The following is a 17,917-nucleotide window of genomic DNA, read 5'->3' on the forward strand; positions in this document are numbered from 1 at the left end:
CGTCCAAGACATCACCAGCCGTCCACAGGAGCACCAACTCCCATGCCACTCACCACCATCGACCCCACCGCCGCGCTCGTCGTGGTCGACCTCCAGAAGGGCATCGTCTCCGCCCTCACCGACACCCCGGTCGCCGGCGCCGTCCAGCAGTCGGCCCGCCTGGCCGCCGAGTTCCGGCGGCACGGTCTCCCCGTGGTCCTGGTCAACGTCACCGGCCGCGCGCCGGGCCGTACGGACAGCCCGGCGCGGGTGCGGATCGGCACCGGCGGGTCCGCCAACACCCTGGCGCCGCCCGCCGGTTGGGCCGACCTCGTCGACGAACTCGACGTACAGCCGACCGACCATCTGATCACCAAGCGGCGGCGCAGCGCGTTCCACGACACCGGACTGGACACGCTGCTGCGGGACTTGGGCGTCACGCAGGTCGTGCTCACCGGCGTCGCGACCAGTTCGGGCGTCGAGTCGACGGCACGCTCGGCCGTCGACCACGGCTACCACGTCGTCCTGGCCACCGACGCCATGGCCGATCCCGACCCCGAGGCGCACCGCCACAGCGTCGGGCGCGTCTTCCCCAAGCTCGGCGAGACCGCGACCTGCGCCGAGGTCGCCGCCATGGTGGAGGCGACCCGATGAGCCTGCTCGGCCGACTCCTGAAGAACCGCAGGGCGGGCGAGACGCACATGGCGTGGCACCTGCCCAACCTCCAAGGACCCGAACAACTCACCCTCACCAGCCAGGAGTTCGACGACGGCGACCCCCTGGCGCTGAAGCACTGCGCGAAGCAGATCGGCGGCGCCGACCTCTCCCCCGAGCTGACCTGGTCCGCGCTTCCGCACGGCACCGCCCAACTCCTCCTGGTCGTCGAGGACATCGACGTCCCCATGGCCAAGCCGGCCGTGCACTGCCTGGCCCTCATCGACCCGGACACCGCGCACCTGGAGTCCGGCGCCCTGGCCGCTCGGCAGCCCGGCCCGGGGGTGCGGATCCTCCGGTCCACCATCGGCCGCGGCTACCACGGCCCCGCACCCGTCAAGGGCCACGGCCCGCACCGCTACGTCTTCGAGCTGTTCGCCCTGGCGGCGCCCGGGGCCGACACCTCCGGCACCGCACCGCTGGACCGGGCCCGGCCCCGCGCTTTCCTGCCGACCGTCACCGCGCCGGTCCTCGGCCGGGGCCGGCTGACCGGGGTCCACGAACGCTGACCCCGGGCTCGACGCGCCTCCGTATCAGTCGCCGACCGGTACGGACGGCGCGTCGGGCGGCATGTTGAACGGTGTGACCACCTGGATCGCCGAGGGCAGTGACGGGCCGTCCTCGGGGAGTGCCTTGTGGGCGCGCATGATGATCTGGCAGGCGCGGCGCATGTCCTGGCGCAGGTCGTGGTGGAGGACCGCGGACAGGCGGCGCTCGCGCAGCAGGCGGGTGTTGTCGTGGTCGAGGTCGTGGGCGATGAACACCGCGCACTCCCGGCCGAGCGCGTCGAAGGCGTCGAGGGTGGCGAGGTTGCCGCCGCCCGCCGAGTACACGGCGATGATGTCCTCGTCCCGCTTGAGCGCCTCCAGGACGAGTTCGTGCTGGGTGGCGTCCAAGCCGTCGCTGTCGGTGACCTCCACCAGGGAGCGCCGGGGGTCGGCGAGCCGCATCGCGCTGCGGAACCCCATCTCGCGCTCCTCCTCGCCGCGGAAGGAGCCCCGGCTGATGGTGGTCAGCACATTGCCGGGCCGCCGGCCCAGCCACTGCCCCAGCAGGTAGGCGGCGGTGCTGCCGGCCGCGCGGTTGTCGATGCCGACGTAGGCGAGGCGGGCGCTGTGCGGCAGGTCGGTGACCAGGGTGACGACGGGGATGCCGGCCGCGACCATCCGGCCGACGGCTGCGGCGATCCCCGGCTCGTCGGGCGCCTTGAGGATCACGCCCTGTGTGCCGCGCTTCGCGATCCGGTCCAGCGTCCCGATCAGCTCGGCGGGCGGGCAGGTCTCCCGGAAGTGGAAGCGTGAGCGCACCAACGCGGGGTGCAGGGAGGGCAGTTCGGCCTCCAGGGCGTCCCGGACGGCGGTCGAGAACCGTTCCGGTGTCTGCATCACGATGTCGATCATGAAGGTGCGGCCGCCCAGCCGGACCTGGCTCTGCTGCCGGTCTAGGTCCTTGATGGCTTCCCGGACCTCCCTGATGGTGTGCTCGGTGACGTTGCCCCGCTGGTTGAGGACGCGGTCGACCGTGGCCGTGCTCAGCCCGGCCTGCCGGGCGATCTCCCTGATCGGGTACTGATGCCGCATGAGTGATCCCTCGGACCGATGATGCACTTTTGATGTAACAGTAAGCCTTGAATGATGGATTTGGGTTCTCAAGACTGGCAGGGACGCACTGCCGGCGAAAGGACCCGGATGTCCCCCATCACCGCAAGGACGCGGACGTGGCTGACCGAGGCGGACTGCGATCTCGACGCGTTCCGCTCACTCGTCGAGCAGACCACCGACCCCGCCAACCATCCCCTGTCCGAGCAGGTCGAACAGAACGTCCCGCTCTACGACAGCCGTCGGCTGCGCTCCCTCGCGGCCACTGCCGAAGGCCGCAGGGACGTGCAGAGCGAACTGGTGCACGCGCTGCTCGACGGACCCGGGATCGTCGTCCTCAAGGGCGCCTTCCCGGACGGGGCGATCGTGGACCGGGCGTCCGACGCCTTCCGCGAGCTGATCGAGGAGGAGCGGGCGAGCGGCACGGCCCGCGGCGACCACTTCGCCAAGCCCGGCGCGAACGACCGCGTGTGGAACGCCCTGGACAAAATGGCCGTACGGGCGCCCGAGACGTTCGCCGACTACTACGCCAACGACGTCCTGGAGCTGATCTCGGAGGCCTGGCTGGGCTCGGCCTACCAGGTCACCTCGCAGGTCAACGTCGTCAACCCGGGCGGCGCGGCGCAGAGCGTGCACCGTGACTACCACCTCGGTTTCCTCTCCCAGGAACAGGCGGCGTCCTACCCGGCGCACGTCCACCGGCTCTCCCCGGTACTGACCCTGCAAGGCGCCGTGGCTCACGTCGACATGCCCGTGGAGTCCGGCCCGACGCTCTATCTGCCGCACTCGCAGAAGTTCGAGCCCGGCTATCTCGCCTGGCGGCTCCCTCGGTTCGTCGAGTACTTCGAGACGCACCACGTGCAACTGCCCCTGGAGAAGGGCGACGCGGTGTTCTTCAACCCGGCGCTCTTCCACGCCGCGGGCCACAACCGCTCGGCGGACATCAAGCGCATGGCCAACCTGCTCCAGATCTCCTCCGCCTTCGGCCGTGCCATGGAGACGGTGGACCGCGAGGCGATGTCGAACGCCCTGTTCCCGGTGCTGCTCCAGCGCAAGGCCGAGGGCGTCACCGAGGACTGGCTGCGCCGAGTCGTCGCGGCGACCGCCGAGGGCTACCCCTTCCCCACCAACCTCGACCTCGATCCGCCGGTGGCCGGTCTCGCCCCGCCCTCCCAGGCGGACACCCTCCGCCGCGCCGTCGCCGAGGAGTGGGCCCCCGATCGGCTGCGCGGGGAACTGCGGGCCGCCGCGGAACGCCGCCAGAGCTGAGACAGGGGTGGCGGGAGCGACCGTGGTTTCGCTCCCGCCACCCCTGTGGCCCTTCGGGTCAGTTCACCAGTGCCGCGGCACTCCGGCAGGCCGCCGCAGCGGCCTCGCGCACCGGCAGCGCGCGGTGCGTGTCGGAGAGGATCTCCACGCCCCAGGGGCCGCGGAAACCGGCCGTCCGGAGCGCGGCGACGATCCCCGGCAGGTCGAACGAGCCCTCCCCGCACAGGAGTCGGCGGTGCACGGTGTCCTCGAAGAGCGTGCCGACGACGTCGTCGTGGGCGTCGTTGAGCTCCACGCCGACGATCCGTGACCCGGGTACGTCCGCCAGTTCGGCCGGCGGGGTGTGGGCGCGCTCGACGTGCCAGACGTCGATGATGAGCCCGCCCGCCGGGTGACCGGCGGCCTCGACGAGCCGTAGCCCGTCGTGCACGGTCCTGAGGTTGGACCAGGGCAGCGGCTCGACCCCCAGGCGGGCGCCGACGCCGTCGGCCTGGGCGGCCAGTACGGCGAACTCCTGTGCCCAGACGTCGATTTCCCAGGGCTGGTCGGTGACGTCGGGGCCGATCTTCAAGGTGCGGGCGCCGAGCGCCTCGATGGCCCTCAGCATGCCGGTGCGGACGGCGTCCGAAGCGGCCCGCCGGGGTCCCTCGGTCCACCAGTCGGTGAGGAGTTCCAGTTCGACGTGGTCGATTCCGTTGTCCTCGAACAGGGACCGGACACCGGTGGTCCCGTACGCGCGCTCGGCCTCCACCAGGTCCGCGTACAGCAGCCCGAAGCCGGTGAACCCGGCGTCCCGCGCCGCTTCCACCCGGTCCCGCAGGCTCAGCGGACTGCGCTGGTCCTCCTCGTCGGGAGCGGTGTCGCCCGCGGTGGTCCAGCACGTGGCCAGGAATCGGTCAGCGGTCATGTCCGTCCCTCCTGGACTCCTCGGGTTCGGGGCTACGCGGCACCGCGCAGCACCGAGCGCAGGTGCTCGGCGCTGGCCCACACGTCCTCGACCGGGCCCTTCGCCGTCGGCTCCTCGGTGAGGATGGTGTCCTGCTCCAGGACGTACCAGCCGTCGTAGCCGCGCGCGCTGAGGTGGGTGACGATCGCCTCGACGTCTACGTCGCCCGCGCCCAGCGGGCGGTACATGCCCTCGCGGACGGCGTCGGTGTAGCTGAGCCTGCCGTCCTGGACCTTGGCGGCGAGGGAGGCGTCCACGTCCTTCATGTGGGTGTGGGCGATGCGCTCGGGTGCCTGGCGGGTCAGCTCGGCCGGGTCGGTGCCGCCGATGAGGAGGTGGCCGGTGTCGAGGCAGAGCGAGATCGCCGAGTGCTCCAGGACGCGGCGGACCTCGTCGCCGTTCTCGATCATCGTGCCGACGTGCGGGTGCAGGACCGCGCGGACACCGCGTTCGGCGGCCAGCGAGGCCAGCCGGTCGAGGTTGGAGAGCAGCAGCTTCCAGCCGTCGGCGTCGAGTTCGGGGCGGGAGTCGTAGCCGTCCTGACCGGTGACGGCGGACAGCACGAGCACCTCGGCCTTGGAGGCGTCGTAGCCGGCGAGGAGCTGTTCGGCCTCGGGCAGCGGGTCGTGTCCGGGGACGTGCAGCAGCAGCGGGGTGAAGCCGCCGACGGCGTGCAGGTCGTGGTCGGCGAGGGTGCGGGCCATGGCGTCCGGCGCGCTGGGCAGGAAGCCCTCGGGGCCGAACTCGGTGGCGGCGAGGCCGACCTCGCGCATCTCGTTCAGGACCCGCTCGGGCGTCAACTGGTAGCCCCAGCCGGGTACTTCGCACACACCCCAGGAGATGGGAGCGCCGGCGATCCTGTTCAGGGGTGAGGTGGTCATGCGAGGGCCTTTCCGGGCTTCCAGTGGGGGTGGGCGACCGCGGCCGGCGGCCGCCCCGCGAGGACGTACGCGACACGGCGGGCGGCGTCGCCGAGGGGCGGGGCTCCGACGACCGGTACCGCAGGCGCCATCGCCTTCTCCCTCCAGAGACCGTCACGGCCGCAGCAGCACTGATCAGCCGACGGCCAGGCCGTTCACATGGGCGCAACGCTAGAGGGAGGGCGGGGCAATGTTGAAGGGGTCGAATCCATCAAAAACCCGTCATCGGACACGTCTTTTTCTCCTCAACCGCCGGCACGGCCGGTCCCGGCGGTCAGCGGGCGGCCTGCTTCAGGAACTGCGCGAGTCCGGTCAGGAGGCGGTCGACGTCGTCGGTGCCGGTGTAGGGCGCGAGCCCGGCGCGCAGGCCGCCGGAGTCGCCCAGGCCCAGCCGCCGGGAGGCCTCCAGGGCGTAGAAGGTGCCGGACGGGGCCTGCACGTCGCGTTCGGCGAGGAAGCGGGAGGCGTCCCGCGTGCCGTGCTCGCCGAAGGTCTCGTCGAAGGTCAGGAGCACGGTAGGAGTGCGTTCGGCCGCCCTGGAGTGGACGGTGATGCCGTCCAGGTCGGCGAGCCCGTGGTCGATGAGCGTGCGCAGGGTCTCCTCGTGCCGGTGGAGCGCGGCGAGGCTCGTGGCCAAGCGCTCGCGGCGGCTGCCGGTGGCGTCCGCGTCCAGGCCGGCGAGGACGTCCACGGCGGTGCGCGTGCCGGCGAGCAACTCGTAGGGCAGCGTGCCGAGTTCGAAGCGTTCCGGTACGGCGTCGGAGGACGGGAGGAGCTTGTCGGGTCGCAGGGTGTCGAGCAGTTCGGGGCGCGCGGCGAGGACGCCGTGGTGCGGGCCGAGGAACTTGTACGGCGAGCAGACGAAGAAGTCCGCTCCGAGCGCGTCGACGTCGACCAGGGCGTGCGCGGTGTAGTGGACGCCGTCGACCCAGAACAGGGCGCCGGCCTCGTGTGCCGAGCGGGACATCTCGGCGACGGCGGGGCGCGTGCCGATCAGGTTGGAGGCGGCGGTGACCGCGACCAGCCGGGTGCGGTCGGACAGGACGGCGCGGAGGTGGTCCGGGGCCAGTTCGCCGGTCGCGGGGTCGAAGTCCGCCCAGCGCACGGTGGCGCCGGCCCGCTCGGCCGCCTGTACCCAGGGGCGGATGTTCGCGTCGTGGTCGAGGCGGGTGACGACGACCTCGTCCCCGGGCGCCCATGTGGCGGCGAGGGTGCGGGAGAAGTCGTAGGTGAGCTGGGTGGCGCTGCGGCCGAAGACGATCCCCGAGGGGAGCGCTCCGAGGAGGTCGGCCATGGCGGCGCGGGCTCCGGTGACGATGGCGTCGGCGTTGCGCTCCCCCGCCGTCACCTGACCGCGGTTGGAGAGCGGATTCGCCAGTGCACCGGTGATGGCCTCGATGACCGGCCGGGGCGTCTGGGTGCCGCCGGGCCCGTCGAAGTGGGCGGTGCCGCTGCTCAGGGCGGGGAACAGGGCGCGCAGGGCGGTGATGTCGTACGTCACGGGGGTGTGCTCCTGTCGGTGCCGAGTGCGGGTCTCGGGGACCCGGGTGTCCACGACGATCATCGGACATCGGCGGAGCCGGGGGCAGGGGGCGGGGGCCTCGGTGTCCGGCCCGATCCGCGCTGCGGCGAGCCCGCGGAGGTCAGCCGCCCTTCACGTCACCGCCCGGCCCGCCCCGGCAGGAGCCCGATCTCCTGGGCCCGCAGTACCGTGCTCACCCGGTCCCGCGTGCCCAGCTTCCGGTACAGGCCCTCGACATGCTTGTGGACCGTCCGCACGGAGATACCCAGCCGGTGTGCGATCGCCGACGCCGTGAGCGCGTCCGCGAGGAGCAGGAGGACGGTGACCTGGCGGGGTGTGAGCCGGGAGTCGGCGGGCAGCTCCGGTACAGGGGCCGGTTCCGTGGTCGCGCGCCAGCGTTCGAGGAGCTGCCGCTGCTGTTCCACCCCGGCCAGCAGGGGCTGCAACTGCTCGGCGGCGCGGACGTGGTCCTCGGTGAAGTCGCCGCCCGCGCGGTAGACGAGGCAGCCGGTGACCGGCGTGGACGTGCCGGGCAGGGGGATCGCGAGGACGTGGTCGGCGTCCAGCAGTCGGCTGACCGTGCCCGCGGTCCGGCTGCGCGCCCATCCCCTGCCCGCCATCCGGTGCGCGGTACCGGGCCGCCGGGCGGCACCGGCGGTGGCGTAGTGGTCGGCGAAGGGGTAGCCCCGGCGCAGGACCGCCATCGCGTCGTCGTCGATCCGCCCGAGGTGGGCCGCGGCGGCGGGCGACAGCCCCATCGATCCGGTGCGGTCCGTCCATTCGCCGAGCTTGTAGATCAGCGCCTCGCCCCCGCACAGCTCCGGCAGGGAGGCGGCGACCAGCGGCCACAGCCGCTCGGGGTCCCGTTCGTGCAGCGCCGCCACCGCCACCGCCAGCATGCGTTCGTAAGCCCCGGCAGGCCCGCCCGTCATTCGTCCTCACGATCCCGCGTGTGTCACGTCCACGTACGTACTTCTCCCCATACCACCACGGCCGCGGCGCCCGGCAAACTGCACAGCGTTCCGGCAGCGCCTTCGTCCTCGGGGATCGGGGGAGTTGACGGTACGGATCCGCCTGCGCGGGGGACAGGCGGATTTCCGCCGTCCCGGGGTCACGCCCCCGGGACGGGGAAGAGCAGGCAGCTGCTCGTGGCGTGCGCGAGCAACCGGTCCTTGTCGTCGAGGAGTTCGGCCTGCGCGAGCGCGGTGCGCCGACCGCCGTTCAGGACGGTTCCCACGGCGCGGACCCGCCCGGTGTCGGCGGTGATCGGGCGCAGGAACTTCACGGTCAGGTCGAGCGACGTGTACCCCATGCCCTGCGGCAGCGTGGACTGCACCGCGCACCCGGCGGCGGAGTCGAGCAGGGTGGCGTAGACCCCGCCGTGCACGCTGCCGATCGGGTTGTAGTGCTCCTCCCCCGGCACCAGCGAGAACACCGCGCGTCCGTGCTCGACCTCGTCGAGGGCGAAGTTCAGGGTGGCCCCGATGGGCGGCGTGGGCAGCCGCCCGCCGATCAGCTCCCGCAGGAATTCGAGCCCCGTGGTCTGTCCTACGGCGGCTGCCGAGACGCCCGGATCGTCCCACTCGTACGTGCGTGACCGTCCCATTGCGGCGATACCTCCCCAGCTGGCTTCTTGAAGCGAAGCTAGATCTCGTGACAGCTGACTGTCAATGACAGAGCCAGGTGGCTACGCTGGCGGCATGGAATGGCTCGACGTGAGCACGGAGAACTGCCCGGTCCAGAGCACGCTCGACCTCGTCGGCGAGAAGTGGACCCTGCTGATCCTGCGGGACGCCTTCATCAGGGTCCGCCGCTTCGACGACTTCCGGCGCCACATCGGGCTCTCGGACGCGGTGCTCGCCGACCGGCTCCGCAAGCTGGTGGCGGCCGGCATCCTCACGACGGTGCCCTACCAGCGGACGGGCAGCCGGACCCGGCACGAGTACCGGCTGACGGACAAGGGCCGCGACCTGTGGCCGGTCCTCATGGCCCTGCGCCAGTGGGGCGAGACGTACGCCGCCGACCCCGAGGGGCCGGTTCTCGACGTACGGCACACCGCGTGCGGAGCGCCGGTGCGGGTGGTCGTGGAGTGCGACGGGCCGCACGGCGCCCTGAAGCCGACCGAGGTGACGGCCGCTCCCGGACCGGCGGCCCGTCCCGTGCACCCCGTGCTAGCGGAGTGAGTGCCCGCGCGTCCCGGCGCCGACCGTGAGCGAGGTGCCGTCGCCGCGGTGGACGGTGGCGGTGCTGAACAGGGGCTCGGTGCGGACGAGTTGGGCGGTGCCGGGGACCTCCGGATAGAGGCCGAGGCTCGCCCACACCGCCCAGGACGACATGGCGCCGAGGTCGTCGTTGCCGACCAGTCCGCCGGGCGCGTCGGTGAACAGCGTGGCCAGCGCGCGGTGGGCGACGTCGGCGGCGCGGTCGGCGTGCCCGACGGAGGCGTAGGCCCAAGGGGTGCCGAACGAGGGCTCGTTGCCGAGGTAGGCGTAGGGCTGGTCGGCGCCCGCGTTGAGGTGGGTGAAGAAGGTGTCGAGGCGTCCGGTGACGGCTGCGTCCCCGCCCATCGCCGCGAACAGCCCGGGCAGGTCCTGCGGCACCATCCACGTGTACTGCGCGGCGTTGCCCTCCACGTACTCCGTCTTCTGCGCCGGGGTGAAGGCGGGCCAGCTGCCGTCGGCGTTGCGGGGCTGGATGTAGCCGGTGGCGGGGTTGAAGAGGTTGCGCCAGTTCCCCGAGGCGCGCAGCAGGGTGGCGTACGACGTCGAGTCGCCCAGGCGGTGGGCGAGTTGGGCGAGGGCGTAGTCGGCGATCGCGTACTCCAGGGTGGTGGACACCGAGCCCCAGACGCCCTTCGTGCCGGCGGGGACGTAGCCGAGGGTGTCGTACTGCTCGTGGCCGGGGCGCTGGCGGTTGTCCTGGCGGTCCGCGAGGGCCGTGCGCAGCAGGGTGGCGGCGTCGAAGCCGGTGCCGCCGAAGGCGTGGATCGCGGAGGCGATGGCGGGCAGCGGGTCGCCGACCATGACGCCGCTGCCGCCGTTGGCGAGGGTCCAGCGGTCGAAGTAGCCTGCCTGGAGGCCCTGGTTGAGGACGGACTGCGCGATGTCGGAGGCCTCGCGCGGGGCGAGCAGCGCCAGCAGCTGGACCTGGCAGCGGTAGACGTCCCACCCGGAGAAGTTCGCGTACTGGACGTGCCCGGCCTCGGTGCGGTGGACGACGCCGTCCATGCCGGTGTAGCGGCCGTCGGTGTCGCTGAACACGCTGGGGTGCAGGAGGGCGTGGTAGAGCGCGGTGTAGAGGACCCGGCGCTGGGCGTCCGTGCCGCCGCCGACGGTGATCCGGTTCAGCCACTGGTTCCAGTCGGCGCGCACGTCCTGCCGGATCGTGTCGTACGACTGCGCCTTCTGCTCGGTGAGCGCGTTGCGGCGGGCGCCCTCGACGTCGACGAAGGAGACGCCGACCCGGGCGGTCACCGTGCGCACGCCGGGGGCGAAGGTGACCATGGCCGAGCCCGCCTTGCCGTCGGGGTGGACGGCCTGGGCGAAGGGCTGGTCGAAGGTGGCGTGGAAGTAGAGCCGGTAGCGGTTCTTGGACTTGCAGAACGCGCCGCTGTCGCTGTACCCGGAGAGCGTGTCGGTGCCGATGTCGACGGATCCGGTGGCCGCGGTGAACGCCTTGGCCGCGTCGATGCTCACGGCGGCCGGACGGGTGTCGGACGCCGGGTAGGTGAAGCGGGCGATGCCCGAGCGCTGGGTGGCGGCGAGGTCGGTACCGATGCCGTTGTCGAAGGTGACGTGGTAACTGCCGGGCGCCGCCTGCTCGTTGGTGTGCGAGAACGTGGCGTACGCGGGCGGTGCGGTCTCCTGCGTGGGCATGAAGGGGACGTTGCCGTAGGCGGCGCAGCCCGCTCCGGAGATGTGCGCGAGGCTGAAGCCGCGGATGCGGTTGTCGCCGTAGGAGTAGCCGCCGTGCTGGTACGTCACGGTGTCGGGGCTCCACTGCACCCCGCCGAGGGGTGCCGAGGCGCCCGGGAAGGTGTTGCCCGCGCCGCCGCCGTGGCCGAAGTCCGGGCCGCCGGGAGCCGTGCCGACGAACGGGTTGACGTACCGCGCGAGATCGTCGACGGCCCGGGGCCGGGACGCCCCGTCGGCCCGGACCGGGGCGGCGGCCGCTCCGGACGCCACGAGCACCGAGGCCGCCAGCACGGCCCGGAACAGGGGAAGTCGCACCACTTTCCTCCAGCCAGACAGGGAACCCGTCGCCCGCGCGGCGCCGGACCGCGAGTCTCCCCAACGCGGCCTCCGCTTCCGTGCCGCCACACCGTCCGGCCGCGAGGACCAACCGGTCGGGTCATCATTTCCCCGCCGGTCGCGCGCCGACGGTGGGTGACGTGGGCATGGTGCCGGACGCGGGGCGTCTGGAAGCATGGACGCCTCACACACCGGGGGGTGGCCGATGCGACGGGTTCACGTGGTGCGCGGGGTGCTGGGCGCGGTCCTGTTCGGGGTGACGGCGGTCGGCTGCACCGGCTCCGGGGACGCGCGGTCCGCCGACACGGGACATACGACCGCGTCCTCGCGGCACACCGCGTCGACCTCCGGTATGACGGCCGTCCAGGGCTCATGGCGCGGCTGGACCAAGGACCTCACCGGCTCGGAGGGGGTGAAGGTCTGCGGTGCCACGTCCCACCAGGTGGTGTGCGCCACGGGTGCGGACGGTGTCGTCGGACGGTCCCGGACCGACGGCGCGGTCACCTGGTCCGTGCCCGCCACCGGCACCGGCAAGAACCTGGGACTCGTCGTGGACAAGGCCGACGAACGCACGGTCACCAGCGGCGGTCGGACCCTGCGTGCCGCGAACCTCCGTACCGGCAGGGCGGCTTGGACCCTCCGGATGCCCGCCGACCGGGTGTACGCCGGGTTCGTCGCGTCGGAGGGCATCGTCTACGCGCTGGACACCTGGAGCAGTTTCACGCGCGAGCCCGATGTCGCGCTCGGCGCCTACCGCGCGTCCGACGGCAGGACGCTGTGGCACCGGACCGTGGACGCCGACCGCTACGAGAGCCCGGTCGCGTTCGGCGGGCGCGTCTACACGACCGGCTCCTCGAAGGTCACGGCGCGCGACGCCCGTACCGGCGACGCACTCGCGACCAGCGCCTCCGGCACCGAGTGCCCGCACCTCATCGCCGGCGGCGACTACCTCGTGTGCTCGGGCGTCTCGAACACGGCCGAGGACACCTTCCCCGCCCTCCGGCGACTCGACCCGGTCGGCCTCCGGCCGCTCCCCACCGCCGAGGACAGCGGCCAGAAGCCCGAACGCGGGCTGATCTCCGCCGACGGAGTGCTCATGCTCTTCGAGGACAGCGCGGAGGACCCGGGCGCCGGCGACTGGACGGCCTACGACCTCAACCACCCCAGGAAACTGTGGAGTTACAGCACCAGCTCGGACCAGGGCGCCCTGATCGGCGGACGCTTCGTGACCTTCACCCCTCGTTACGACCCCACCCGCGGTCGCATGATCAGCATCGACCTGCACGCCGGCCCGAAGGCGACAGGCGAGGCCGCGCCGCGCAGGTCACCGGCCTACCCGGAGACCACGGGCAGCGCGTACCCGGCGCTCGTCCTGCCGGGCGGGGACCCGGACTACGCCGTCGTCGAGACGATGGTCCATCACATCCTGCGGTCCTTGCCCCTGCCCTAGACGGGACGTTCCGGCCGCCGAGATCCGCCGCCGTCGAAGCGCCTGATCTGCCCGATTCAGGGCACTCGGCGATCAGGAGGCGCAATCATGGTTCCCATTCTGCTGGTGTTGCTGTTGGTGCTGATCCTCTTCGGCGCCGGTTTCGCGGTCCAGGTCCTCTGGTGGGTCGCGCTGGTCGTCCTCGTCCTCTGGCTCCTGGGATTCCTGGTGCGCGGGACGAGCGCGAGCGGAAGCCGGGGGCGCTGGTACCGCTGGTAGTCCCCGGTACGGCGGGCCGTACGCGGGCCGGACACCGTCTCACGGAGTGCCGAGCGGGGAGCCGGTTCCGCGTGCCCCGTCGGCCAGGGCGATACGGGCCGTGACGGCCTTGCCGTGCGGTTCGAGGCGGACCTGAAAAGCCTGCGCCACGGCCATGACGATCTCCAGGCCGTGCTGACCGACCCTTCGCGGATCGACCGGGCGGGCGAGCAGCTGCACCCTGGCTGTGTCCCGTACGGTCACCTCCACCGTGTCGTCCAGGATGCGCAGCTCCAGCCGCAGCGGGCCGGGCGCGTGTCTGCCGGCGTTGGTGACCAGTTCGCTGACGACCAGGCGCGTGAGGTCCACGGCGCGGGCGGAGACGGCCACCCCGTGGACCTTGCCGACGCGGACCAGGAAGTCCGCCGCGAGATCGCGTGCCTCGGCGATGCGGGTGCCGTCGCCGCTCAGGGTGACGGAGACGGCCAGGTGACGGGGGTTCAGCTCTCCGTCGCTGTTGTTGCCGGCAGGCTCCACTCCGTGTCACCTTCCGTTCCCGTCGTCGGCCGTCGCCTACCCGGCCCGACGCACCTCATGTTCGCGCCACCCGATCCGATCGCACGCTCTTTCCGCTCCCGGGAGTTGCCACCGCTTCCCCGGCGTCGCGCGACCTCGCGGACGGCACGCGAAAGCCCCGGGACTCCCTGCGGAGTCCCGGGGCCGTGGTGCTCGCGGCGACGGCCGGATCAGACCATCGGTCCGCCGAACGGACCGCCGCGGTCCGTGCCGTAGTACGTGCCGACCTGGTCGTGGTAACCCCGGTCGCCGAGGTGCTTCTCCCGGTCGAACTCCGGGGCGTCCTTGATCTGTTGCTTGGTGAGGCCGACGGACACCTTCTTCTCGTTCGGGTCGATGCTCACGACCGTGCTCGCCGGGAGCAGGACCTCCTTGCCGAAGATCCACACACCCGTGTCGACCACCAGGTAGGAGTCGTCGACCTCGTCGGAGTGCTTGTCGACCTTGCCGATGCTGCCGTCCGTCGCCTCGACCTTGAATCCGGTCAGGTCAGTGCCCGGGTTGTGGCCCGAATCGGCGTGGTAACCCCATACGTTGTCCGTCATGCGAAACCTCCCCTTGCAGTGCGTGAATACCGAGGAAGCCCGTCCGGATATTCCGGTGAGCGTCCCTCGGCAGGTCGAGTGCCCACCGTTTTCCGTCCCACACAATTTTATTGTCCGGGTCCGCTCCACAGCAGGTCAGAACCGCTATGAACGTCCCCTCGCCCACCGCTTCCGGTGCCGCCCAATATCAGCGCCATGAGGCGCGGACGAATCGACGCGACCATGCTGGTCACTCTTTCCAAAAGGCCGCGATACCCGCTTCGCCGAATACCATTCGGGCTTTTCCCGGCCTTGTTCCAATATCCCGGAACCTGCTGACACCCCCAGACCCCCCGTCCGCCTCGCCTGGCCCGATCGGCCCGCATGAGCGGGGTCATGCGGGTTACCCGAGGGCCGTGCTGAGAATCGGAATGGTCGCCGTGGTCGTAGGTGCCGCCCTCGCGACGGCCGGTCTGGCCGTGGCGGTGTCGCCCTGGTGGTGGTGCGCGGCGGTGCCGCCGGCCGTGCTCGGCGCGGTCGGGGTGGGGGACCTGGTCCAGCGGCGGCACTCGGTGCTGCGCAACTATCCGGTGCTCGGGCACGCCCGTTTCCTGCTGGAGCGCGTCCGGCCCGAACTGCAGCAGTACTTCGTGGAGCGGAACTTCGACGGCCGCCCCTTCGACCGGGACATCCGCAGCATCGTCTACGAGCGCGCCAAGGGCACCGCCGCCGAGGAGCCGTTCGGCACCGAACGCGATGTCTACGAGACGGGCTACGAGTACCTGGTGCCGTCGATGGCCCCGCGCCCGGTGCCGGAGGACCCGCCGAGGGTCCGGATCGGCGGCCCGGACTGCACCCGGCCCTACGACATGGCCCTGCTGAACGTGTCCGCGATGAGCTTCGGCTCGCTGTCGGCCAACGCCGTACTCGCGCTCAACGGTGGTGCCGCGGCAGGCGGTTTCGCGCACGACACCGGTGAGGGCGGGCTCTCGGAGTACCACCTGCGCCCGGGTGGCGACCTGGTCTGGGAGATCGGCACGGGGTACTTCGGCTGCCGGACCCGGGACGGGGACTTCGACCCCGGCGAGTTCGCCGAGAAGGCGTCCGGCGACAGCGTCCGGTGTGTGTCCCTCAAGCTGTCGCAGGGCGCCAAGCCCGGTATCGGCGGGGTGCTGCCGGGCGCCAAGGTCAACGCGGAGATCGCCCGGGTGCGGGACGTCCCGGAGGGCGAGACGGTGGTCTCACCGCCGTATCACCGGGTGTTCTCGACGCCTCGTGAGCTCGTTCGCTTCGTCGCGCGGATGCGGGAGTTGTCCGGAGGCAAGCCGGCCGGTTTCAAACTGTGCCCGGGGTCGCGGCGGCAGTTCCTCGCCGTGTGCAAGGCGATGATCGAGGAGGGCACCGCGCCCGGCTTCATCGTCGTCGACGGTGCAGAGGGCGGTACCGGGGCCGCCCCGCTCGAGTTCGCCGACCACATCGGCACACCGCTCACCGAAGGCCTCATGACCGTCCACAACGCCCTGGTCGGCGCGGGTCTGCGGGACCGGATCCGGATCGGCGCGAGCGGCAAGATCGCCACCGGCGCGGACCTCGTCAAACGCATGATCCAGGGCGCCGACTACGGCAACGCGGCCCGCGCCATGATGTTCGCGGTCGGGTGCATCCAGGCCCAGCGCTGCCACACCAACACCTGCCCCGTCGGCGTCACCACCCAGGACCCGCGGCGGGCCCGCGCGCTCGACGTCGGCGACAAGGCCGCCCGCGTGCAGCGCCTCCAGGAGGCGACCGTCGGCAGCGCCCTCCAGATCATGGCCTCCATGGGGGTCACCGACCCCGCACAGCTCCGGCCGCACATGCTCCGCCGCCGCATCGACCCGCAGACGGTGCGCTCCTACGACGTCCTGTACGACTGGCTCTCCCCCGGCCAACTCCTGGTCGAGCCCCCGGCGGACTGGGCGGCCGACTGGAAGGCCGCCGACCCCGACCGCTTCACCATCTGACCGGCGGCGGGACGCAACCGCCTACCCTTCCGTGAGCCCGGCCAGTTCCGAGTCGAAGAAGATCGCCGGATCGAACCCCATGCCGTTGAAGTGACCGGCGAGTTCGAGGGACAGCACACCGTGCAGGCGGGTCCAGAAGGTCAGGGCGCGGTGGAGGGCCGCGGGCGGGGCGGGATGGTCGCCCGCCCAGTGCCGGTGAGCCTGCAGATCCAGTTCGAACGCGCTCGATGGACCGTCCGCGGGCAGATCCGTGCTCGCGTCCAGCAGGAACGCCATGATCTCGGACGCGATCCCGGTGATGTCGTCGGGCGCGTGGTAGCCGGGGACCGGTGTGCCGTAGACGAGGAAGTAGCGCTGCGGATCGGCGAGGGCCCAGTCGCGCAGGGCGTGGGCCAGGCCGGGCAGGTCGGTGCCGGACCCGGCGGCCGTGCGGAAGACGTCGGCGAGACTGCGGTACGCGTCCCTGATGAGTTCGGTGATCAGGTCGTCGCGGCTGGCGAAGTACCGGTAGAGGGCGGGGCCGCTCATGCCCATGCGCTTGGCGATCGCGTTGAGGGAGAGCGCGGAGGCGCCCGCAGTGGCGATCTGCTCCCGCGCGTGCTCCTTGACCTCCGCGCGGACCTGGTCGCGATAGCGCTCCCGCGGGGTCTTCGTGCCTGCTTCCGCCATGACCGGCCGCCTTCCGCTCCCACTCGACTACAGACTGAAGCTTCAGTTAGAAGCTATCACGATCGCTATTGACGACCCCTTCTCACGTGCGTTACAACTTATAACGAACACGAAGACACCTAGCTCGCAGCGGATCGCAGTGGAGGTCACCATGAACAACACCGACAGCACGCGCCCCATGGACAGCACCACCGAGGCACTGGTCGAGGTCGTCCTGCCGGGCAAGGTGGAGCCCGAGGGCCTGGAGGTCCGGCACGGAGCGGTCCCCGTCGCGGGCCCCGGCCAGGTCGTGGTCAAGATGGAGGCGACCGGGGTCTCCTTCGCCGAGCAGCAGATGCGGCGCGGGAAGTACTACGACCAGCCGCCGTTCCCCTTCGTCCCCGGCTACGACCTGGTGGGCACCGTCCAGAGCACCGGCCCGGGCGTCGAGGCGGGCCTGGTCGGCACCCGGGTGGCCGCGCTGGTCAAGGTCGGCGGCTGGGCCAGCCATGTGCTGGTCGACGCGGCCGACGTGGTGCCCGTGCCCGAGGGGATCGGCGCGGCCGAGGCGGAGACGGTCGTCGTTAACGGCATCACCGCCTGGCAGATGCTGCACCGCAAGGCCCGCGTCCGCGCCGGCCAGACGATCCTGGTGCACGGGGCGAACGGCGGGGTGGGCACCGTCCTGGTCCAACTCGCCCACGCCGCAGGGGTGCACGTGATCGGCACGGCCTCCCCGCGCCACCACGACGCGCTCCGCGAACAGGGCGTCGAGCCCGTCGACTACCGCACCCCGGACCTCGCGGCCCGCGTCCGCGAGCTCTCGCCGCGCGGTGTGGACGCCGTCTTCGACCACGTCGGCGGCCCCAGCGTCGTCCGCTCCTGGCACCTCCTGGCTCCCGGCGGCACGCTCGTCTCCTACGGCAGCGCCTCCACCCGTGACGACGAGGGTTCCAAGCAGCTGCCCGTGCTCAAGATCCTGGGCCGCGTCTGGACGTGGAACGCGCTGCCGAACGGCCGCCACGCGTACTTCTTCAACGTCTGGGCCGGGCGCGCGCTGAACAAGAACAAGTTCCGCGCCCAGCTGAGCGCCGACCTCACCCAGGTCTTCGAGGCCCTCGCGCGCGGTGAGGTCAACGCCAGAATCGCGGCCCGGCTCCCGCTCGCCCGCGTCGCGGACGCCGTCCGCCTGGCCGAGTCCGGCACGGTCGCCGGCAAGGTCGTCCTGACCCCGTGACGCGCACCTCCCTCCCCGCTTCCCCACCCCTTTCGAAAGGCCCCGAC

19 protein-coding genes are annotated in these 17,917 nt (G+C 71.8%); 8 read left to right on the forward strand and 11 right to left on the reverse strand.

Features of this window, described 5'->3' with window-relative positions:
- Positions 1–42 precede the first annotated feature (42 nt).
- Together ACIPTO_RS18110 and ACIPTO_RS18115 are read left to right on the forward strand one after the other, a co-directional pair.
- The gene (locus ACIPTO_RS18110) at positions 43–633 is read left to right on the forward strand and encodes an isochorismatase family cysteine hydrolase (RefSeq protein ID WP_401193137.1); all 591 of its coding nucleotides are present in this window, start codon (positions 43–45) and stop codon (positions 631–633) included.
- Positions 630–1,202: a YbhB/YbcL family Raf kinase inhibitor-like protein gene (locus ACIPTO_RS18115; RefSeq protein ID WP_401193140.1), complete on the forward strand. Its 573-nt coding sequence runs from the start codon at positions 630–632 to the stop codon at positions 1,200–1,202. Before ACIPTO_RS18110 ends, ACIPTO_RS18115 begins: the two co-directional genes overlap by 4 nt.
- A gap of 24 nt (positions 1,203–1,226) precedes the next feature.
- On the opposite strand, the gene ACIPTO_RS18120 is transcribed toward ACIPTO_RS18115, so the two are convergent.
- Positions 1,227–2,273, reverse strand: a complete 1,047-nt coding sequence (locus ACIPTO_RS18120; protein ID WP_401193142.1) for a LacI family DNA-binding transcriptional regulator — start codon at positions 2,271–2,273, stop codon at positions 1,227–1,229.
- Positions 2,274–2,381: 108 nt separating this feature from the next.
- Between ACIPTO_RS18120 and ACIPTO_RS18125 the strand changes: the two genes are divergently transcribed.
- On the forward strand, positions 2,382–3,560 hold the full coding sequence (locus ACIPTO_RS18125) for a phytanoyl-CoA dioxygenase family protein (RefSeq protein WP_401193144.1): 1,179 nt from the start codon (positions 2,382–2,384) through the stop codon (positions 3,558–3,560).
- 58 nt (positions 3,561–3,618) lie between these two features.
- Here ACIPTO_RS18125 and ACIPTO_RS18130 read toward each other — a convergent pair whose 3' ends face one another.
- The 6 genes from ACIPTO_RS18130 to ACIPTO_RS18155 form a co-directional block, all read right to left on the reverse strand.
- On the reverse strand, positions 3,619–4,467 hold the full coding sequence (locus ACIPTO_RS18130; RefSeq protein WP_401193147.1) for a sugar phosphate isomerase/epimerase family protein: 849 nt from the start codon (positions 4,465–4,467) through the stop codon (positions 3,619–3,621).
- 32 nt (positions 4,468–4,499) lie between these two features.
- Entirely contained in the window at positions 4,500–5,387 is an 888-nt protein-coding gene (locus ACIPTO_RS18135) for a sugar phosphate isomerase/epimerase (protein ID WP_366317596.1), read from the reverse strand.
- Positions 5,384–5,518 carry a hypothetical protein gene (locus tag ACIPTO_RS18140; RefSeq protein ID WP_401193149.1) on the reverse strand — a complete coding sequence of 45 codons (135 nt, stop codon included), beginning with the start codon at positions 5,516–5,518 and terminating at the stop codon, positions 5,384–5,386. Before ACIPTO_RS18140 ends, ACIPTO_RS18135 begins: the two co-directional genes overlap by 4 nt.
- Positions 5,519–5,700: 182 nt before the next feature.
- Positions 5,701–6,927 carry a cysteine desulfurase-like protein gene (locus ACIPTO_RS18145; RefSeq protein ID WP_401193152.1) on the reverse strand — a complete coding sequence of 409 codons (1,227 nt, stop codon included), beginning with the start codon at positions 6,925–6,927 and terminating at the stop codon, positions 5,701–5,703.
- A 158-nt stretch (positions 6,928–7,085) separates the two neighbouring features.
- The gene (locus ACIPTO_RS18150; RefSeq protein WP_366317590.1) at positions 7,086–7,880 is read right to left on the reverse strand and encodes a LuxR C-terminal-related transcriptional regulator; all 795 of its coding nucleotides are present in this window, start codon (positions 7,878–7,880) and stop codon (positions 7,086–7,088) included.
- A 179-nt stretch (positions 7,881–8,059) separates the two neighbouring features.
- Positions 8,060–8,554 carry a PaaI family thioesterase gene (locus ACIPTO_RS18155; RefSeq protein WP_366317588.1) on the reverse strand — a complete coding sequence of 165 codons (495 nt, stop codon included), beginning with the start codon at positions 8,552–8,554 and terminating at the stop codon, positions 8,060–8,062.
- 94 nt (positions 8,555–8,648) lie between these two features.
- Here ACIPTO_RS18155 and ACIPTO_RS18160 point away from each other — a divergent pair, with 94 nt between their 5' ends.
- Entirely contained in the window at positions 8,649–9,131 is a 483-nt protein-coding gene (locus ACIPTO_RS18160) for a winged helix-turn-helix transcriptional regulator (RefSeq protein ID WP_401193154.1), read from the forward strand.
- On the opposite strand, the gene ACIPTO_RS18165 is transcribed toward ACIPTO_RS18160, so the two are convergent.
- Positions 9,120–11,177, reverse strand: a complete 2,058-nt coding sequence (locus ACIPTO_RS18165; protein WP_401193157.1) for a GH92 family glycosyl hydrolase — start codon at positions 11,175–11,177, stop codon at positions 9,120–9,122. The genes ACIPTO_RS18160 and ACIPTO_RS18165 overlap by 12 nt on opposite strands.
- Before the next feature lie 226 nt (positions 11,178–11,403).
- On the opposite strand from ACIPTO_RS18165, the gene ACIPTO_RS18170 reads away from it, so the two are divergent.
- Together ACIPTO_RS18170 and ACIPTO_RS18175 are read left to right on the forward strand one after the other, a co-directional pair.
- Entirely contained in the window at positions 11,404–12,648 is a 1,245-nt protein-coding gene (locus tag ACIPTO_RS18170) for a PQQ-binding-like beta-propeller repeat protein (protein ID WP_401193159.1), read from the forward strand.
- An 87-nt stretch (positions 12,649–12,735) separates the two neighbouring features.
- A complete protein-coding gene (locus ACIPTO_RS18175; RefSeq protein WP_366317580.1) occupies positions 12,736–12,906 on the forward strand; it encodes a hydrophobic protein in 171 nt (56 codons plus the stop codon).
- Between the two features lie 39 nt (positions 12,907–12,945).
- On the opposite strand, the gene ACIPTO_RS18180 is transcribed toward ACIPTO_RS18175, so the two are convergent.
- Positions 12,946–13,422 (reverse strand): ATP-binding protein, encoded by a 477-nt coding sequence (locus ACIPTO_RS18180; RefSeq protein WP_401193161.1) that lies wholly within the window; start codon positions 13,420–13,422, stop codon positions 12,946–12,948.
- A gap of 209 nt (positions 13,423–13,631) precedes the next feature.
- The gene (locus tag ACIPTO_RS18185; RefSeq protein WP_366317577.1) at positions 13,632–14,006 is read right to left on the reverse strand and encodes a PRC-barrel domain containing protein; all 375 of its coding nucleotides are present in this window, start codon (positions 14,004–14,006) and stop codon (positions 13,632–13,634) included.
- Positions 14,007–14,416: 410 nt separating this feature from the next.
- On the opposite strand from ACIPTO_RS18185, the gene ACIPTO_RS18190 reads away from it, so the two are divergent.
- Positions 14,417–15,985, forward strand: a complete 1,569-nt coding sequence (locus tag ACIPTO_RS18190; RefSeq protein ID WP_401193656.1) for an FMN-binding glutamate synthase family protein — start codon at positions 14,417–14,419, stop codon at positions 15,983–15,985.
- A 21-nt stretch (positions 15,986–16,006) separates the two neighbouring features.
- Here ACIPTO_RS18190 and ACIPTO_RS18195 read toward each other — a convergent pair whose 3' ends face one another.
- Entirely contained in the window at positions 16,007–16,654 is a 648-nt protein-coding gene (locus ACIPTO_RS18195; RefSeq protein WP_401193164.1) for a TetR/AcrR family transcriptional regulator, read from the reverse strand.
- A 151-nt stretch (positions 16,655–16,805) separates the two neighbouring features.
- Here ACIPTO_RS18195 and ACIPTO_RS18200 point away from each other — a divergent pair, with 151 nt between their 5' ends.
- Complete coding sequence (locus ACIPTO_RS18200; protein WP_401193166.1) at positions 16,806–17,870, forward strand: medium chain dehydrogenase/reductase family protein; 1,065 nt, start codon at positions 16,806–16,808, stop codon at positions 17,868–17,870.
- Positions 17,871–17,917 lie beyond the last annotated feature (47 nt).

The sequence above is a fragment of the Streptomyces sp. NPDC090083 genome, assembly GCF_044747445.1.
Lineage (GTDB): Bacteria > Actinomycetota > Actinomycetes > Streptomycetales > Streptomycetaceae > Streptomyces.

Excerpts from the sequence above, each read along its gene's own strand:
- ACIPTO_RS18135 (WP_366317596.1), bottom strand. The coding sequence starts at position 5,387 with ATGACCACCTCACCCCTGAACAGGATCGCCGGCGCTCCCATCTCCTGG.
- ACIPTO_RS18130 (WP_401193147.1), bottom strand. The coding sequence starts at position 4,467 with ATGACCGCTGACCGATTCCTGGCCACGTGCTGGACCACCGCGGGCGAC.
- ACIPTO_RS18155 (WP_366317588.1), bottom strand. The coding sequence starts at position 8,554 with ATGGGACGGTCACGCACGTACGAGTGGGACGATCCGGGCGTCTCGGCA.
- ACIPTO_RS18185 (WP_366317577.1), bottom strand. The coding sequence starts at position 14,006 with ATGACGGACAACGTATGGGGTTACCACGCCGATTCGGGCCACAACCCG.
- ACIPTO_RS18175 (WP_366317580.1), top strand. The coding sequence starts at position 12,736 with ATGGTTCCCATTCTGCTGGTGTTGCTGTTGGTGCTGATCCTCTTCGGC.
- ACIPTO_RS18110 (WP_401193137.1), top strand. The coding sequence starts at position 43 with ATGCCACTCACCACCATCGACCCCACCGCCGCGCTCGTCGTGGTCGAC.
- ACIPTO_RS18160 (WP_401193154.1), top strand. The coding sequence starts at position 8,649 with ATGGAATGGCTCGACGTGAGCACGGAGAACTGCCCGGTCCAGAGCACG.
- ACIPTO_RS18115 (WP_401193140.1), top strand. The coding sequence starts at position 630 with ATGAGCCTGCTCGGCCGACTCCTGAAGAACCGCAGGGCGGGCGAGACG.
- ACIPTO_RS18120 (WP_401193142.1), bottom strand. The coding sequence starts at position 2,273 with ATGCGGCATCAGTACCCGATCAGGGAGATCGCCCGGCAGGCCGGGCTG.
- ACIPTO_RS18140 (WP_401193149.1), bottom strand. The coding sequence starts at position 5,518 with ATGGCGCCTGCGGTACCGGTCGTCGGAGCCCCGCCCCTCGGCGACGCC.
- ACIPTO_RS18200 (WP_401193166.1), top strand. The coding sequence starts at position 16,806 with ATGAACAACACCGACAGCACGCGCCCCATGGACAGCACCACCGAGGCA.
- ACIPTO_RS18150 (WP_366317590.1), bottom strand. The coding sequence starts at position 7,880 with ATGACGGGCGGGCCTGCCGGGGCTTACGAACGCATGCTGGCGGTGGCG.
- ACIPTO_RS18195 (WP_401193164.1), bottom strand. The coding sequence starts at position 16,654 with ATGGCGGAAGCAGGCACGAAGACCCCGCGGGAGCGCTATCGCGACCAG.
- ACIPTO_RS18125 (WP_401193144.1), top strand. The coding sequence starts at position 2,382 with ATGTCCCCCATCACCGCAAGGACGCGGACGTGGCTGACCGAGGCGGAC.
- ACIPTO_RS18190 (WP_401193656.1), top strand. The coding sequence starts at position 14,417 with ATGGTCGCCGTGGTCGTAGGTGCCGCCCTCGCGACGGCCGGTCTGGCC.
- ACIPTO_RS18170 (WP_401193159.1), top strand. The coding sequence starts at position 11,404 with ATGCGACGGGTTCACGTGGTGCGCGGGGTGCTGGGCGCGGTCCTGTTC.